Below are 15963 nucleotides of genomic sequence, written 5' to 3'. Positions count from 1 at the left end.
GCCGCGCCGTGGATCCGGTGATCGTCGTCGGCGCGGGCCCCGTCGGGCTCACGCTGTCCCTCGCCCTGGCCCGCCACGGCGTCCCGTCCGTCGTGCTCGACGAGGGCCCCGGCAAGGACGAGCAGCGACTCGCGCGCACGGTCGTACTGCGCGAGGACACCGCCGCGCTCACCGAGCGGCTGGCGCATACGTCGTTCGACGGGGTCGGCGCCCGGTGGGCCGGATGGCGTTCCATGCGCCGCAGGCAGGAGATGCGTACGCTCACCTTCGGTGAACCCGGGGAGTCACTGTCCGCTCCGCTCCACATCCCCCAGCACGCGCTGACCGGCGCGCTGCGCGAAGCCGTCGCACAGGAGCGGCTCATCAAGGTCGCCGTCGACAGCCGCCTCGACGCGATCGAGGAGGACGGGGCCGGGCTCACCGCGCACACCCGCGGCCCCAAGGGCACCTGGTGGCGCGGCAGTTACCTGGTGGGCTGCGACGGACCCCGCTCCACGGTCCGCAAACTCCTCGACATCCGCTTCCCCGGCCGCACCGCCGTCGAACGGCACGCGGTCGCCGCCCTGCGCACGGAACTTCCCTGGCCCGGTCAGGCGTTGCTCCACCGGAGCCCCCCTTGGCGGACCTCGGGCCCCGCGGGACCGGAGATCGTCGGCCGCCCCCTCGCCGACGGCGTCTGGCGCCTGGACTGGCTGCTGCCACCCCGCAGCGACCTGGTCACCCCCGATGTGCTGGTGACGCGCATCCGGGAGACCCTCGCGGGTTGGTGCGAAGGCTCCACGCCGCCGTACGAGCTGCTGGACACGGGCGTCCACACCGTCCACCACCGTCTCGCCCGCCGCTGGCGCGTGGGCCGCGCCTTCCTCGCCGGGGACGCCGCTCACCTGCTGGGCGCGCTCGGCACCCAGGGCCTGGACGAGGGGCTGCGCGACGCGGACAACCTCGCCTGGAAACTGGCCCTGACGTGGCACGAAGGGCCGCACCCCGCCCCGGCCGCGCTGCTCGACAGCTACCAGGCCGAGCGCCGCGCCGTCGTCGCGGCCCGGTTGCGCGCCGCGGACCAGGCGCTGCCCGCACTGCGCGGCGGCAAGGGAGCCAAGGGGCTGCGCGCGTACGTTCCCGGCGGCGCCCGCAATCACGACGCACTGCTCACGGAAGGTCACCTGGGGCTCGGCCCGCTCGGCGCACCCGGGACGTACACCGACTCGCCCCTCGCGCCGCCGCCCACCGAGTCCCAGGTCGAGGTGGGCACGGTGCCCGGTGCCCCGGTCGACGATGTGCGCGTGACGGCGCCCGACGGTTCGTTCGTACGGCTGCGGGACCGGCTCGGCATGAGCCGGCTCCTGGTCGTCCTCGTCGCGCCGGGCACCGGCGTGTGGGAACGCAAACACTGGATGTCCGCCGGGCTCATGCCCCGGCTGTCGGAGGCCGTCGACGCGCTCCCGCACGAGGCCGAACTGCTCGTGGCGGAGAGCTACCCTGCGGCCCCCGCCCACGCCGTGCTGCTGATCCGGCCCGACGGACATCTGGTGACGGCGCTCAGCGGAGTCCGACCGGCCGAACTGTACGAGGCGGCGCGGGCCGCGCTCGGCGGGTCCGCGCCCGATGGCGAACCGATGGAGACGGCGGCGGGGACGGGGACGGCGAAGACGGCGAAGGCGGGCGGCCCGGCCTGAGTCGTTGCCCGCACCTGTAGTCGCCAACCCGTCGAGGCCATGGGAGGAGGGCCGGGGCGTCCTCAAGCCTTCCTGGAGGTGAGTTGACCGGTATCCACCTCCATGGTGTACTCCGGAGCGTGACGATCGACACCGATGTGCGCCTGTGGCGGAGGGTCCATATGGACCTCGTCCGCTACGCGGGCTGCGTGTGTCGTCCGTCCTGCTGAATTCGCCTTCTCCGCTTTCCGCGTACCCGCCCGGTGCGGCCGATCCATCGGCCCCGGCGGCGCGCGTCCTTCGCGAACTCCAGGACGGTACCCGTGTCTCTTTCCACGTCTTCCGCGTTTTCCGGATCCTCCGCGCCTTCCGCGTCACGCACGTCCCAGAGGTCTGACCAGGCCTCTCAAGCCTCCCCTGACGTGATCGCGGCCGACACCGCGCCCACCCAGGCCGAGTTGCTCGACTTCGTCCGCCGCACGGCCGCGGACCATGACCTCATCGCCTCCCTGCCGCTGGACCCCGAAGGCCGTACGTGGGTACGGCTCGAAGGCCCCGGCGGCAGCGAGGCCTGGCTCATCGGCTGGCCGCCAGGCACCGGTACCGGCTGGCACGACCACGCCGAGTCCGTCGGCGCCTTCCTCACCGCGTCCGGCGAACTCAAGGAGAACGCCCTGGCCGCCAGGTTGCCCGCCGACGGCTGGAAGACCCTGGAACTGTCCGAAGGAGTCGACAGGAAGCGGCGGTTGACCGCCGGACAGGGCCGCGCCTTCGGCCGCCACCATGTGCACGAGGTCCTGAACGAGTCCCTGACCGAACACGCCGTCTCCGTCCACGCCTACTACCCGCCGCTCCCCCAGATCCGCCGCTACAGCCGCATCGGCCAGGTGCTGCGCCTGGAGTCGGTGGAACGCCCGGCGGACTGGCAGTGAGCGCCGCCGAGCAGCGCCCGGTGAGCATCGACGAGCTGCTGGAACAGGTACGGTCCGGGCTCGACCGGGTCGAGCCGCGCGAGGCGTTCGCCGCGGCCTCCGCCGGTGAGGCGCTCCTCGTCGACATCCGGTACGCGGCACTGCGCGAGCGCGACGGGCTGATCCCCGGCGCGCTGGTCGTCGAACGCAACGAACTGGAATGGCGCCTCGACCCGCACGGCAGCCACCGTGCCCCCGAGGCCACCCATCACGGTCTGCGCGTCGTGGTCATCTGCAACGAGGGCTACGCCTCCAGCCTGGCCGCCGCTTCCCTTCGCCAGTTGGGGCTGCACCGGGCGACCGACCTGACGGGCGGCTTCCAGGCGTGGCGAGCAGCGGGGTTGCCGGTCGAGGGGGTGTGAGAGCGCTGGGGAGGCAGGCCGCGCGCCGGGACAGCGGCACGGCAACGTGCCTCGCTGTCACACCGTGGGGAAGGGGAGCCAGCCCACCCGGGCCCCCTGCCCCTGCCCCTGCCCCTGCCCCTGCCCCTGCCCCTGCCCCTGCAATCACCATTACTATCCGTCACCCCCCGAAGTCCAAGTCCTCGGTCTCCTCCCCCTCCTCTTCCAGGGCCTGGCGCACCACCCGGAGTGCCAGGCCCTCGGGATATCCCTTGCGGGCGAGCATCCCCGCGAGGCGGCGCAGCCTCTTGTCGCGGTCGAGGCCGCGTGTGGAGCGGAGTTTGCGCGCGACGAGTTCCCGCGCGGTCTCCTCCTCCTGCTCGGCGTCCAACTGCCCGACCGCCTCGTCGATGACCGTGGAGTCCACACCTTTGGTGCGCAGCTCCCGGGCGAGCGCCCGACGGGCCAGGCCCCGCCCGTGGTGCCGGGACTCCACCCAGGCGTCCGCGAAGGCGCTGTCGTTGATCAGTCCGACCTCCTCGAACCGGGACAGCACCTCCTCGGCCACCTCGTCGGGGATCTCCCGCTTGCGCAGGGCGTCGGCCAGTTGCTTGCGTGTGCGCGGGGTCCCGGTGAGCAGGCGCAGGCAGATGTTCCGCGCCCGCTCCGCCGGGTCCCCTGACGGTTCCCCCCGCTCGGCCCTCGACGAGGCAGGAGGGCCGTCGTCCTGTGCGGCGCCGGGCGAGTCCCCGAACCCGCCCCCGCGTCGGCGTCCGCGCGGCCCGGCCCCGCCTCGCGAACGTCTCCCGCGACGCGGCCCGTCCGCCGCGTCGTCCCCCGGATCGATCTCGTGCCCGGCCTCCCCGTACGCGGCATCGTCGTCCCCGTGCCCCCGGCCCACGGGGACGGGGGGACCGGCGTCGTACTCGGCCCAGTCGGTTCGTCGTGTCACGGACTAGCTCTTGGCCGCCGCGGTCTTGGTCTTGGCGGTCTTGGGCGCGGGCACCGTCTTCGCGGCGTCCTCGACGGGCGCCCCGGCCACCGCGTCCGCGACCGGCTCGACGGCCGGCTCCTCCGGGCGGACCCCGACGCCCAGCTTCTCCTTGATCTTCCTCTCGATCTCGTTGGCCAGGTCGGGGTTGTCCTTCAGGAAGTTGCGCGCGTTCTCCTTGCCCTGGCCAAGCTGGTCGCCCTCGTACGTGTACCAGGCACCGGCCTTGCGGACGAAGCCGTGCTCCACGCCCATGTCGATCAGGCCGCCCTCGCGGGAGATGCCCTGGCCGTAGAGGATGTCGAACTCGGCCTGCTTGAAGGGCGGCGCCACCTTGTTCTTGACGACCTTGACGCGGGTGCGGTTGCCCACCGCGTCCGTGCCGTCCTTCAGGGTCTCGATGCGGCGGATGTCCATGCGCACCGAGGCGTAGAACTTGAGCGCGCGGCCACCGGTCGTGGTCTCCGGCGAGCCGAACATCACACCGATCTTCTCGCGGAGCTGGTTGATGAAGATCGCCGTGGTCTTCGACTGGTTGAGCGCGCTGGTGATCTTCCGCAGGGCCTGGCTCATCAGACGGGCCTGGAGGCCCACGTGCGAGTCACCCATCTCGCCCTCGATCTCCGCACGCGGCACGAGCGCGGCGACGGAGTCGATGACGATGAGGTCGAGGGCGCCGGAGCGGACCAGCATGTCGACGATCTCCAGAGCCTGCTCGCCGTTGTCCGGCTGGGACAGGATCAGGTTGTCGATGTCGACGCCGAGCTTCTTGGCGTACTCGGGGTCGAGGGCGTGCTCGGCGTCCACGAAGGCCACCGCGCCGCCCGCCCGCTGGGCGTTGGCCACGGCGTGCAGGGTCAGGGTCGTCTTGCCGGAGGACTCCGGGCCGTACACCTCCACCACACGGCCGCGGGGGATGCCGCCGACGCCGAGTGCGACGTCGAGGGCGGTCGACCCGGTGGGGATGACCTCGATGGGCTCGTTGGGCCGCTCGCCCATGCGCATGACCGCGCCCTTGCCGAATTGCCGTTCAATCTGTGCGAGCGCGGCTTCGAGAGCCTTCTCGCGGTCGGTTCCTGCCATGGGTTCCACCCGGTTTGCTTGTGTCGATCGCTTCACGTCAAAGACGCTAACGCCTGCCACTGACAATCGGCCTCGACGCCCGTCCGCCTGTGGATAACTCGAGGCTCGCCGCCCGGCCGCTCTCTCCGGATCCCTTGGGATTCCTGGGAGGAAAGCCCCTGGACGCTCCATAAGAATGGATGTTCGATTTTGGTGTCAAGCGCACCACGCGGGGGGGGCGGAGGGTCTCCTAGCGGTCCTCGGCGCCGGGCTCGTTCGGCCCTCGCAGAGCGCGTCGCGCCCGGACGAGCACCGACGCGCCGCCGCGCCTGCGGTGCCCGTGCACACGGGGATCATCGGTGACGTCGTACCGCTTCACGTACGCCCCCAGGAACGCCTGGAGCGTCGCGACGGCGGGAATCGCGATCAGCGCGCCCACGGCGCCGAGCAGGGCCGTGCCCACGATGACCGACCCGAAGGCGACCGCGGGGTGGATGTCCACCGTCTTCGCGGTCAGCTTCGGTTGCAGCATGTAGTTCTCGAACTGCTGGTACACGACCACGAAGATGAGCACCCACAGCGCGTACCAGGGGTTCACGGTGAAGGCGATCAGCATCGGCAGCGCGCCCGCCAGGTAGGTGCCGATGGTCGGGATGAACTGGGAGACGAGGCCCACCCACACGGCGAGCACCGGCGCGTACGGTACCCCGAGCGCCTGGAGCAGGACGTAGTGCGCGATCCCGGAGATCAGCGCCATCAGGCCGCGCGAGTACAGGTAGCCGCCCGTCTTGTCGACGGCGATCTCCCAGGCGCGCAGCACCTCCGCCTGCTTGGCGGGCGGCAGCACCGAGCACAGCGCGCGCCGCAGCCGCGGCCCGTCCGCGGCGAAGTAGAACGAGAAGAGGGCGATCGTCAGAAGCTGGAACAGCCCGCCGAGCACCTGCGCGGACACGTCCAGGACGCCGCTCGCGCTGTTCTGCACGTACTTCTGGAGCCAGTCCGAGTGCAGCAGGCTGTCCTGGACCTCGACCCGGTTCAACTCGGTGTGGAAGGTCTGGTTGACCCAACTGATGACCTGGTCCAGGTACTTCGGGAAATCCTCGACCATGTCCACGATCTGGCCCGCGAGCATCGACCCCATCAGGACGACGAAGCCCGCGCACGCGATCATCACCGCGAGGAAGACGAGGCCCGTGGCCAGGCCGCGGCGCAGGCCCCGCGCCGACATCCAGCTCACGGCGGGCTCCACCGCGAGGGCGAGGAAGAACGCGATCAGGACATTGATCAGCAGTCCGGTGATCTGGTGGAAGGCCCAACTGCCGAGCTGGAAGCAGGCGATGAGGGCCAGGGCGAGCACCATGGCACGCGGCAGCCAGTGCGGCATGCGCGCCTGCGGGGAGGGCGCCGGGCCGGGCGGCCCCTCGGGGGGCGTCGTGCCGGGCGGTGTCGCGTCGGCCGTCACCGGGATGGTCTCGTCTGTCGCTGCCACGGAGCCAGTCTCACCCACGCGGCGGCCGATCGGTGACTTCCCCCCTGTCCACCATCGCGATCAGCGCTTCTCGGCGGGCACGTCCATCGTGGTGCACACCACACGCCAGACGTCCTTCGCCTCCCAGCCGGAGTCGAGCGCCTCGTTCACCGTGCGCCCGCCCAGCCCCGCCATCACATGGTCGCGCGCGAACGTGTCGGCGTACCCGGAACCGAAGTGATCCGCCATCCGCTGCCAAAAGACCGTCAACCGCATGCCTCCAGTATCCCGCCCCTGAGAGTGGGGCCCGGCCGGGGAGGCTCTTCGCGCACGCTTTCCGCCCTACGGTCGCTGCATGGCCGAAACCGGAGCTTCCGCACTCCCCTCGTCATCGTCGGAACCTTCCCCGCTCACCCGTGCCGAGTGGTTCGTCTGGCAGAACGCGCGCGTCCTGGAACAGCGCCGCTTCGTCTACCACTTCCGGGACGGATCGCCTGTCGCGGCCGATGCCGTCGAAACCGCCCTGACCGCCTATCGCAACGAGGACGACGGCTACGGGCACGCCCTCGAACCCGATCTGCGCGGACCCGCCAGCCAGCCCCTGCACATCGGTCACGCGCTGTACGTCCTGGACTCGATCGGGCGGTGCGCAGGGCGGCGTGTGGACCGCGTGGGCCGCTATCTGACCGCCGCCTCGACGCCGGAAGGCGCCCTTCCGGCGGTGCATCCCAGCCAGTGCCGCTACCCGCACGCCCCGTTCGTGCCCGTGGTGGCCGATCCGCCGGGAGAACTGCTGGCCACCGGGCCCGTGGTCGGTCTGCTGCACGGCAACGAGGTGTGGCACGCCTGGCTGTTCCGGGCCACGGAGTTCTGCTGGTCCGCCGTGGAGTCCCTGACCGCGTCGCACCCCTACGAGGTCGAGGCCGCGGTCGCCTTCCTGGACGGTGTGCCGGACCGCCCACGCGCGCGGGCCGCCGCCGACCGGCTCGGCCGGCTCGTCCGCGATCAGCGGCTGGCGGTGCTCGATCCCGCGCGCAAGGACGACTGCCCGGTGGCTCCCGGCTACGCACCGGGCGAGCACCACTTCCCGTACGACTACGCGAGGACGCCCGCGTCGCTGGCCCGCTCCTGGTTCACCGACGAGGAGATGGACCGTGCCCTCGCCCACCTGGAGAGCGAACAGCAGGACGACGGTGGTTGGCCCGTCAACTGGCGCCCATGGGCGCACAGTGCCTCGCTGGAGGCGCGTTCCATGGTGACGATCGAGGCGCTGCTCACGCTCCGGGCCTACGGGCGTCCCTTGTAGGGCGTCCCCCTCACTCCTCGGAGTCGCGCAGGAGCAGCGCCGCGAGCGCCAGGGCGGTGCCGCGCGGTGACGACAGATCGATGCCGGTCTGCTCGGTGATCTTCGCGAGCCGGTTGTCGACGGTGTTGGGGTGCAGCGCGAGCGCGGCGGCGGTGGCCCTGCGGTCCTGTCGGTGGGACAGGTGGGTGCGCAGTGTCTCCAGGAGTTCGGGCCGCTCGGCGACCGGGTCGAGCAGGGCGGCGATGCGGTGGCTGCTCTCATTGCGCCGCGAGAGGTGGTACTCGAGCAGGACGTCGTCGAGACGGTGCAGGCCGGTCGGCAGGCCGCACGCGCGCGCGATGCGCAGGATCTCGGTGGCGGTGCCGGCCGCCTCGGGGATGTGCTCCGGCCCGTCGGACCGCACCGCGGCCACCCGCACGCGCAGCCCGCTGGCCTTGCTCAGGAGCTGCGGCAGGTCGTCCGGCGGTGCGCCGTCCCCGGGGACGATGACGCGGCCCCCGGCGCCGTCGAGGAGCGCCGGTACCTCCTGGCCGAAGACGCGGTCGAGGACGGTCTGGACGCGCCGCAGCCGACGGCGTACCGCGACGGGCCCTTCGGGCGGCGGCGCGTCGAGGCCCAGCGCGAGGACGAGGGCGGGTCCACGGAGCCGTAGCCGGTCGAGCAGCACCTGTCCGGGCGGGACCACGCCGTCGAGCAGTCCGCGCAGCAGTGAGCGTTGCTGGGCCCGCTGTTCGGCGTCCATGGCGGAGCGTTCGTCCAGGTACGTCTCGGCGACCGCGCCCATGACGGCGGGGTGGCTCCGGAGCAGGACGTCGACCAGCTCGATGAGGGCGGCCTCCTCACCGGGGCGGGCGACGTCGCGCAGCGCCTGCCACAGGACGTAGACGCCGAGCGCGTGGGTGCGCAGCAGGAGGTGCAGCGGCATGCCCTCCTCGGCGCGCTGGGCGGCCCTCTCGCGGAACAGCCGGTGGGTGCCGGGCCGGGCCGCCTCGGGGTCGCTGACGCGGCGCAGGAACAGCCGTACGCCGTGCCGGGCGGTCGCGGCGATCTCCAGGTCCTTCACGTCGTCGGGCAGATCCGCGTATCCGGGCAGATCCTCGAAGGACTCGCGGGCCATGCGGCGTGCCAGTTCGTTGACGCGCGGCTCACAGCGCGCGGCCAGGGAGCGTGCCGCGGACGACAGTGGCACGCTCCCCTCCTCCGTCCGGGACGCGTGCTCCGTACGCGACTGCGCGTGGCTCCGTGCGCGACTGCTCATGGTGACGTGCCACATTACCCAGCCGTCGTGCCGTGCGGAGCGTCACCCCGCAAGGGCGCGCAGCCCCGCCGTGACCGCCACGGCGACGGCGACGACCACGAGGAACGGCGCGCGCAGCACCAGCGCGACGGCGGCGGCGGCCAGCCCCGCGGCCTTGGCGTCCAGGATCAGGACGCGTCCGTCCGCGAACGTCTGCTGAGCCGTGAGAGCGGCGAGCAGCGCGACCGGCAACAGCGCGGCGAGCCGCTTCACCATGGGTCGCTCCAGGGCGCCCGCGGGAACGAGCAGCCCGATCAGCTTGACGGCGTAGCAGCCCACCGCGGTGACGCCGATGGCTATCCAGATGTTCAACGGTCTCCTCCTTGCGGGGTGCCGGAGGCGGCGGAACGACGGCCTTCTATGCAGAGCACGGCGGGTGCGGCGAGCGCGGCCGCCAGGACGGGGACCCCGGCGGGCAGCACAGGGAGCAGTCCGAGCCCCAGTACGACGGCGACGGCCGCGACGGCGCGCTCCCTGATGGTCCTGAGCATCGGCGCCAGCAGCGCGAGGAAGACGGCGGGCCCGGCCGCGTCGATCCCCCAGGCGTCGGTGTCCCCGATGGCCTCCGCGCCCAGGGCGCCGAGGAGCGTGGTCAGGTTCCACAGGACGTACAGGGTCAGCCCGGTGACGGTGAAGCCCATCCGCACGCTGCGTCGCGTCGGCTGGGCCAGGGCGACGGCCGCCGTCTCGTCGATGACCCAGTGCGCGGCGAACGGTCGTACCGCGCGCGGAAGGGCCAGCAACTGGGAGAGACGCAGCCCGTAGAAGGCGTTGCGCACGCCGAGGAAGAAGGCGCCCGCGGCGGCGGTGAAGGGGTTGCCGCCGGCCGCGAGCGCGCCGACGAGCGCGAACTGCGAGGCCCCGGTGAAGACGAGGAGGCTGAGCGCACAGGTCTGCAGCACGCTGAGGCCGCCGCCCGCCGCGGTCACTCCGAAGGCGAAGCCGGACAGGCCGACGGCGATGCCGACGCCGAGCGCGTCGCGGACGACGGCCGCGTCGGGTTTGCCGGCCTTGTCCGTGCTCCCGGGATCAGGGCCGTGCGTCGTGCGTGTGTCTGCGGGTGTCGTCTGTTCTGCCACGCCTCGAACCGTAGGAGAGGTGCCGTCAGAGGTCTTGTACGTTCTTGCGCTCGCGCTGGTAGGCGCCTGGAGGCACGCCGACGATCCGGGTGAAGTGCCGGTTCAGGTGCGGTTGGTCGGTGAATCCGACGGCCACGGCGGCATCGGCGGGCGCCGTGCCCTTCTCCAGGAGACGGCGTGCGGCGCGCACGCGCGCGTTGGTGAGCCAGGCGTGCGGCGGCATCCCGTAGGCGTCGCGAAAGCCCCGTAGGAGCGCGAACGGGCTGGTGCCCAGGCCCGCCGCGAGGCGTTCCAGGGACGGCGGGTCGGTCAGGTCCGCTTCGAGGACCTCACGCGCGCGTGCCGCGGCCGTGTCCCCCGCCGACCGGCGCGGTCGTGGGCCGAGCGCCGTGCCGTGGCGTCGCAGCAGCCGGGCGAGCAGGATCCGCAGCACGCTGTCGGCCGCCAGCGCGTTGCCTTGCTCGGCGGCCCGGTGGACCTCGGCGATCAGGTGCGCGGCCTGCGGGTCGGTGACGATCGTCTCGCCGAACGCCACGGTGCCGCGGACCGAGGTGGTCTCCGCCGCGACCTCGGCGACGACCTGCGCCGACGGGTAGAGCGTGGAGTACGACCAGCCGTCGGGGTCGCCCGCGCGCGCGGTGTGCGCCACCTCGGGGTTGATCATGACGACGGTGCCCGGTCCGGCGTACACGGTGTCGTCGGGCATGCCGACCTCCTCGACGCCGCGGGAGACCGCCCCGAACACGTAGCCGTCGTGGCTGTGGCGCGGGAAGGTGTGCCGCAGGTAGCGGGCCCGCAGCAGGTCGAGGCCCGGCAGCCGCTCGTACCGCCAGTGCCGTGCCCACTCGCCCTTCCCCGCCATCCCTCCATTCTGCGCCACGTCACCCCGATGAACCAGTCATTTCCGCAGGTCACGGCCTTTGTCAGTGGTGGGGTGCAGGATGAGGGCATGGTCAGGTCCAGGCAGGGAGCGCACGGCGGCTCGGATGCCCGTAGCGCTCTCGACGCGTTCTCCCCCGCGACCCGCGGTTGGTTCACGGGGGCCTTTTCCGCGCCCACGTCCGCGCAGACCGGGGCGTGGCAGGCGATCGGCGAGGGGTCGGACGTGCTGGTCGTCGCGCCGACCGGCTCGGGCAAGACCCTCGCCGCGTTCCTGGCCGCCCTCGACCAGCTCGCCTCCACACCGCCGCCCGCCGACCCGAAGAAGCGGTGCCGCGTTCTGTACGTGTCACCGATGAAAGCCCTCGCCGTCGACGTCGAGCGCAATCTGCGCAGCCCTCTGACCGGAATCCGACAGGAGGCCGTGCGTCTGGGACTGCCCGAGCCCGAGGTGAAGGTCGGCATCCGCTCCGGGGACACCCCGCCGGCCGAGCGCCGCGCGCTGGCCACGCGCCCGCCGGACATCCTGATCACGACACCGGAATCGCTGTTCCTGATGCTGACGTCCGCCACGCGGGAGGCGCTGACCGGCATCGAGACGGTGATCCTGGACGAGGTGCACGCGGTGGCGGGCACCAAGCGCGGCGCGCACCTGGCGCTCTCCCTGGAGCGCCTGGACGAGCTGCTGCCCCGCCCGGCCCGCCGCATCGGCCTGTCCGCGACGGTGCGGCCGGTCGACGAAGTGGCGCGCTATCTGTCGCCGCAGCGCAAGGTGGAGATCGTCCAGCCGCCCTCCGGCAAGCGGTTCGACCTGTCGGTGGTCGTCCCGGTCGAGGACCTGGGCGAGCTCGGCGGTTCCCCGGTGGCCGACTCCGACCAGGGTGCCGAGCGACCGTCGATCTGGCCCTCGGTGGAGGAGCGCATCGCGGACCTCATCGAGGCCCACCGTTCGACGATCGTCTTCGCCAACTCCCGGCGCCTGGCGGAGCGCCTGTGCAACAGGCTGAACGAGATCGCGTACGAGCGCGCCACCGGCGAGGCCCTCCCGGAGGACCACTCCCCGGCCGAGCTGATGGGCGGCTCGGGCACCGCGACGGGCGCCCCGCAGATCCTCGCCCGCGCGCACCACGGCTCGGTCTCCAAGGAGCAGCGCGCGCTCGTCGAAGAAGATTTGAAGGCGGGCCGGCTGCCCGCGGTCGTCGCCACGTCCAGCCTGGAGCTCGGCATCGACATGGGCGCCGTCGACCTCGTGGTGCAGGTGGAGTCGCCGCCCTCGGTGGCGTCCGGCCTCCAGCGCGTGGGGCGTGCGGGCCACCAGGTGGGCGCGGTCTCCACGGGGGTCGTGTTCCCGAAGTACCGCGGGGATCTGGTGCAGTCGGCCGTGGTGACCGAGCGGATGCGGGCGGGCGCCATCGAGTCGCTGCGCGTCCCGGGCAACCCCCTGGACGTGCTCGCCCAGCAGTTGGTCGCGATGACGGCCATGGACACCTGGCAGGTCGACGACCTCCTCGCGCTCGTCCGCAGGGCGGCCCCCTTCGCCTCGCTCCCCGAGTCGGCGTTCACCGGCGTCCTCGACATGCTCGCGGGCCGCTATCCGTCCGACGCCTTCGCCGAGCTGCGCCCGCGGGTCGTCTGGGACCGCGTCGCGGGTACCGTCACGGGCCGCCCCGGTGCCCAGCGCCTGGCCGTCACCTCCGGGGGCACGATCCCCGACCGCGGCCTGTTCGGCGTCTTCCTCGCGGGCACCGACCCCAAGAAGGGCGGCGGCCGCGTCGGCGAGCTCGACGAGGAGATGGTCTACGAGTCCCGCGTCGGTGACGTCTTCACGCTGGGCACCAGCTCGTGGCGGATCGAGGACATCACCCGCGACCGCGTCCTCGTCTCCCCCGCCCCCGGCGTCCCCGGCCGGCTCCCGTTCTGGAAGGGCGACCAACTGGGCCGTCCGCTCGAACTGGGGCGCGCGGTGGGCGCGTTCCTCCGCGAGATCGGCTCGCAGAAGCCCGACGACGCGCGCGTACGCCTCGCCGCGGCCGGCCTCGACACCTGGGCCGCGGAGAACGTGCTGTCGTACCTGTCCGAGCAGCGCGAGGCGTGCGGCCACATCCCGGACGACCGCACCATCGTGGTGGAGCGCTTCCGCGACGAGCTGGGCGACTGGCGTGTCGTCGTCCACTCCCCGTTCGGTGCCCAGGTGCACGCTCCGTGGGCGCTCGCCCTCGGTGCCCGCCTCAGCGAGAAGTACGGCATGGACGCCCAGGTCATGCATGCCGACGACGGCATCGTGCTGCGCCTGCCCGACGCCGACCTGATGGGCATGGACCTCCTCGACCAGGAGCCGACGAAGCCGGGCCTGGAGTACGACTCCGATCAGGCTCCCCTCGGCGCGGCCGACGTCGCCTTCGACAAGGGCGACGTCGACCAGCTCGTCACCGACGAGGTGGGCGGCTCGGCGCTGTTCGCGTCCCGCTTCCGCGAGTGCGCCGCCCGCGCGCTCCTGCTCCCGAAGCGCAACCCCGGCAAGCGCACCCCGCTGTGGCAGCAGCGCCAGCGCGCCTCGCAACTGCTCCAGGTGGCCAGCGAGTTCGGCTCCTTCCCCATCGTCCTGGAGGCGGTGCGCGAGTGCCTCCAGGACGTCTTCGACGTACCGGGCCTGACCGAGCTGATGGGTGACATCGAGTCCCGCAAGGTCCGCCTCGTCGAGGTCACCACACCGGAGGCCTCGCCGTTCGCCCGCTCGCTCCTGTTCGGTTACGTCGCGCAGTTCCTCTACGAGGGTGACTCCCCGCTGGCCGAGCGCCGCGCGGCAGCGCTGTCTCTGGACTCCCGGCTGCTGGCCGAACTCCTCGGCCAGGCCGAGCTTCGCGAGCTGCTCGACGCGGACGTCCTCGCGGAGCTGGAGCAGGAACTGCAATGGCGCACGGAGGACCGCCGCGTCAAGGACGCCGAGGGGGTCGCGGACCTGCTGCGTCTCCTGGGCCCGCTCACGGAGGCCGAGCTGTCGGAGCGGGGCGCCGAGCCCGGCTGGGCCGAGGAGCTGGCGTCCGCCCGGCGGGCCATCCGGGTCCGCGTCGCCGGCGGCGACCACTGGGCGGCGATCGAGGACGCGGGCCGCCTGCGCGACGCCCTGGGCACGGCGCTGCCCGTCGGCGTCCCCGAAGCCTTCACCGAGCCGGTCAAGGACCCGCTCGGCGACCTCCTGGCCCGCTACGCGCGCACGCACGGGCCCTTCACCTCCACCCAGGCCGCGGCCCGCTTCGGCCTGGGCACGGCGGTCACGGAGGGCGCTCTCCAGCGCCTGGCGGCGAACGGGCGGGTGGTACAGGGCGAGTTCCACCCCGCGGGCATCGGCCAGGAGTGGTGCGATGCCGCCGTGCTGCGCCGCCTGCGCCGCCGTTCCCTCGCCGCGCTGCGGCACGAGCTCGAACCGGTGCCGCCCGCCGCCCTGGCCCAGTTCCTGCCGCAGTGGCAGCACCTGGGCGGCCATGGGCTGCGCGGCGCGGACGGCCTGGTCCGGGCCATCGAGCAGCTTCAGGGCGCCTCCGTGCCCGCGTCCGCCCTGGAGAAGCTGGTCCTGCCCTCCCGCGTCTCCGGGTACGCCCCGGCGATGCTCGACGAACTCACGGCGTCCGGCGAGGTCTTGTGGGCCGGTGCCGGATCGCTTCCCGGCAAGGACGGCTGGGTCTCCCTCTACCTCGCCGACGCCGCCCCACTCCTCCTGCCGCCTCCGCACCCGCTGGAGCTCACACCGCTGCACCAGGCGGTCCTGGACAGCCTCTCCGGTGGTTACGGCCTGTTCTTCCGGCAGATCGCCGACCAGGTCCGCGCCCTGACGGCCGCGCAGGGTCCCGACGCCCAAGGCGGCGCCCCCGCCGCCCCCACCGATCCCCAACTGGCCGACGCCCTGTGGGAACTGGCCTGGTCGGGCCGGCTCACGAACGACACGCTCGCCCCGATGCGCTCCCTCCTGGGCTCGGGCCGCACCGCGGGTTCCACGGCGCATCGCGCGCGTAGAGCCGTGCCGCGCGGCCGGTACGGGAGCCTCACGGCCGCCGCCCGGGCCACCTCGCGCACGGGCCCGCCCACGGTCGCCGGCCGCTGGTCGCTCCTGCCCGCCCTGGAGCCCGACCCCACGGTGCGCGCCCACGCCCTGGCCCGCACCCTGCTGGACCGGCACGGCGTGGTGACCCGCGGCGCGGTCGCCGCCGAGGGGGTCGAGGGCGGCTTCTCGGCGACGTACCGCATCCTGTCCGTCTTCGAGGAGAGCGGGCAGGCCCGGCGTGGCTATGTGGTGGAGGGGCTCGGCGCCGCCCAGTTCGCGATGGACGGCGCGGTGGACCGCCTCCGCGCGGCGGCCAACGCCCAGGAGCGCGGCGCGCCCCTGCCCGACCCCTTCGCCCAGGCCGACGCCCCGACGGCCAAGAGCACCGCCCCTCGCGCCCTGGTCCTCGCCGCCGCCGACCCGGCCAACGCGTACGGTGCGGCCCTCCCCTGGCCCGAGCCGCCCGCACGCGCGGGCCACAAGCCGGGCCGCAAGGCGGGCTCCCTGGTGGTCCTGGTCGACGGCGAGCTGACGCTCTACATGGAGCGCGGCGGCAAGAGCCTCCTCGCCTGGCCCGGCGCCGCGTCCGACTCGGCCCCGCCGTCCGCCGCCGACGTCGCGGACGACCCGCGTCTGCCCGCCGCCGCCCGGTCCCTGGCGGAGGCGGCCCGCTCGGGCGCCCTCGGCACGATCACCGTGGAGCGGATCAACGGCGAGGCCGCGCTCACCGCCCCGTACGCCCCCCTCCTGGAAGGAGCCGGTTTCCACGCGACACCCCGCGGTCTGCGGCTGCGTGCCTGAGGCGACGCCGCCAGCACTCTCCGGGCAGCCGGCGCACCTCGCCGTCCCGGCCGCCGCCGTGACCATGTGCCGCC

14 protein-coding genes are annotated in these 15963 nt (G+C 73.1%); 6 read left to right on the top strand and 8 right to left on the bottom strand.

The features are described from left to right. The first annotated feature begins 8 nt into the window (after positions 1 to 8). From ACIRF8_RS13785 to ACIRF8_RS13770, 4 genes are all read left to right on the top strand, one after another. Positions 9 to 1676: an FAD-dependent monooxygenase gene (locus ACIRF8_RS13785; RefSeq protein WP_404214332.1), complete on the top strand. Its 1668-nt coding sequence runs from the start codon at positions 9 to 11 to the stop codon at positions 1674 to 1676. A 119-nt stretch (positions 1677 to 1795) separates the two neighbouring features. After that, positions 1796 to 1885, top strand: coding sequence for a putative leader peptide (locus tag ACIRF8_RS13780; protein ID WP_344442854.1), 90 nt, complete (start codon positions 1796 to 1798; stop codon positions 1883 to 1885). Between the two features lie 192 nt (positions 1886 to 2077). After that, positions 2078 to 2587 (top strand): cysteine dioxygenase, encoded by a 510-nt coding sequence (locus ACIRF8_RS13775; protein WP_404214330.1) that lies wholly within the window; start codon positions 2078 to 2080, stop codon positions 2585 to 2587. Further along, on the top strand, positions 2578 to 2988 hold the full coding sequence (locus ACIRF8_RS13770; protein WP_404215882.1) for a rhodanese-like domain-containing protein: 411 nt from the start codon (positions 2578 to 2580) through the stop codon (positions 2986 to 2988). Before ACIRF8_RS13775 ends, ACIRF8_RS13770 begins: the two co-directional genes overlap by 10 nt. A 160-nt stretch (positions 2989 to 3148) precedes the next feature. On the opposite strand, the gene recX is transcribed toward ACIRF8_RS13770, so the two are convergent. The 4 genes from recX to ACIRF8_RS13750 all read right to left on the bottom strand — a co-directional run bounded on the left by recX (position 3149) and on the right by ACIRF8_RS13750 (position 6764). Beyond that, the gene (gene recX / locus ACIRF8_RS13765) at positions 3149 to 3919 is read right to left on the bottom strand and encodes a recombination regulator RecX (RefSeq protein WP_404214329.1); all 771 of its coding nucleotides are present in this window, start codon (positions 3917 to 3919) and stop codon (positions 3149 to 3151) included. A 3-nt stretch (positions 3920 to 3922) separates the two neighbouring features. Beyond that, the gene (recA, locus tag ACIRF8_RS13760; RefSeq protein ID WP_404214327.1) at positions 3923 to 5041 is read right to left on the bottom strand and encodes a recombinase RecA; all 1119 of its coding nucleotides are present in this window, start codon (positions 5039 to 5041) and stop codon (positions 3923 to 3925) included. A gap of 229 nt (positions 5042 to 5270) precedes the next feature. Further along, on the bottom strand, positions 5271 to 6509 hold the full coding sequence (locus ACIRF8_RS13755) for an AI-2E family transporter (protein WP_404214325.1): 1239 nt from the start codon (positions 6507 to 6509) through the stop codon (positions 5271 to 5273). 60 nt (positions 6510 to 6569) lie between these two features. Continuing rightward, positions 6570 to 6764, bottom strand: coding sequence for a DUF3046 domain-containing protein (locus ACIRF8_RS13750; RefSeq protein WP_404214323.1), 195 nt, complete (start codon positions 6762 to 6764; stop codon positions 6570 to 6572). 79 nt (positions 6765 to 6843) lie between these two features. Here ACIRF8_RS13750 and ACIRF8_RS13745 point away from each other — a divergent pair, with 79 nt between their 5' ends. Then, the gene (locus ACIRF8_RS13745; RefSeq protein WP_404214321.1) at positions 6844 to 7794 is read left to right on the top strand and encodes a hypothetical protein; all 951 of its coding nucleotides are present in this window, start codon (positions 6844 to 6846) and stop codon (positions 7792 to 7794) included. Between the two features lie 10 nt (positions 7795 to 7804). Here ACIRF8_RS13745 and ACIRF8_RS13740 read toward each other — a convergent pair whose 3' ends face one another. From ACIRF8_RS13740 to ACIRF8_RS13725, 4 genes are all read right to left on the bottom strand, one after another. Next, the gene (locus ACIRF8_RS13740; protein WP_404214319.1) at positions 7805 to 8983 is read right to left on the bottom strand and encodes a PucR family transcriptional regulator; all 1179 of its coding nucleotides are present in this window, start codon (positions 8981 to 8983) and stop codon (positions 7805 to 7807) included. Between the two features lie 111 nt (positions 8984 to 9094). Beyond that, the gene (locus ACIRF8_RS13735; RefSeq protein WP_404214317.1) at positions 9095 to 9403 is read right to left on the bottom strand and encodes an AzlD domain-containing protein; all 309 of its coding nucleotides are present in this window, start codon (positions 9401 to 9403) and stop codon (positions 9095 to 9097) included. Continuing rightward, a complete protein-coding gene (locus tag ACIRF8_RS13730; protein WP_404214315.1) occupies positions 9400 to 10170 on the bottom strand; it encodes an AzlC family ABC transporter permease in 771 nt (256 codons plus the stop codon). The genes ACIRF8_RS13735 and ACIRF8_RS13730 overlap by 4 nt, the downstream gene beginning before the upstream one ends. 25 nt (positions 10171 to 10195) lie before the next feature. After that, on the bottom strand, positions 10196 to 11032 hold the full coding sequence (locus tag ACIRF8_RS13725) for an AraC family ligand binding domain-containing protein (RefSeq protein WP_404214313.1): 837 nt from the start codon (positions 11030 to 11032) through the stop codon (positions 10196 to 10198). Positions 11033 to 11119: 87 nt separating this feature from the next. Between ACIRF8_RS13725 and ACIRF8_RS13720 the strand changes: the two genes are divergently transcribed. Continuing rightward, a complete protein-coding gene (locus ACIRF8_RS13720) occupies positions 11120 to 15889 on the top strand; it encodes an ATP-dependent helicase (protein WP_404214311.1) in 4770 nt (1589 codons plus the stop codon). The last annotated feature ends 74 nt before the right edge of the window (positions 15890 to 15963 follow it).

It is taken from the genome of Streptomyces sp. NPDC102406 (genome assembly GCF_044765725.1).
Classification (GTDB): Bacteria; Actinomycetota; Actinomycetes; order Streptomycetales; family Streptomycetaceae; genus Streptomyces.
Note: the sequence above shows the minus strand (reverse complement) of the source record. Positions and strands in the feature narration are given on the sequence as shown.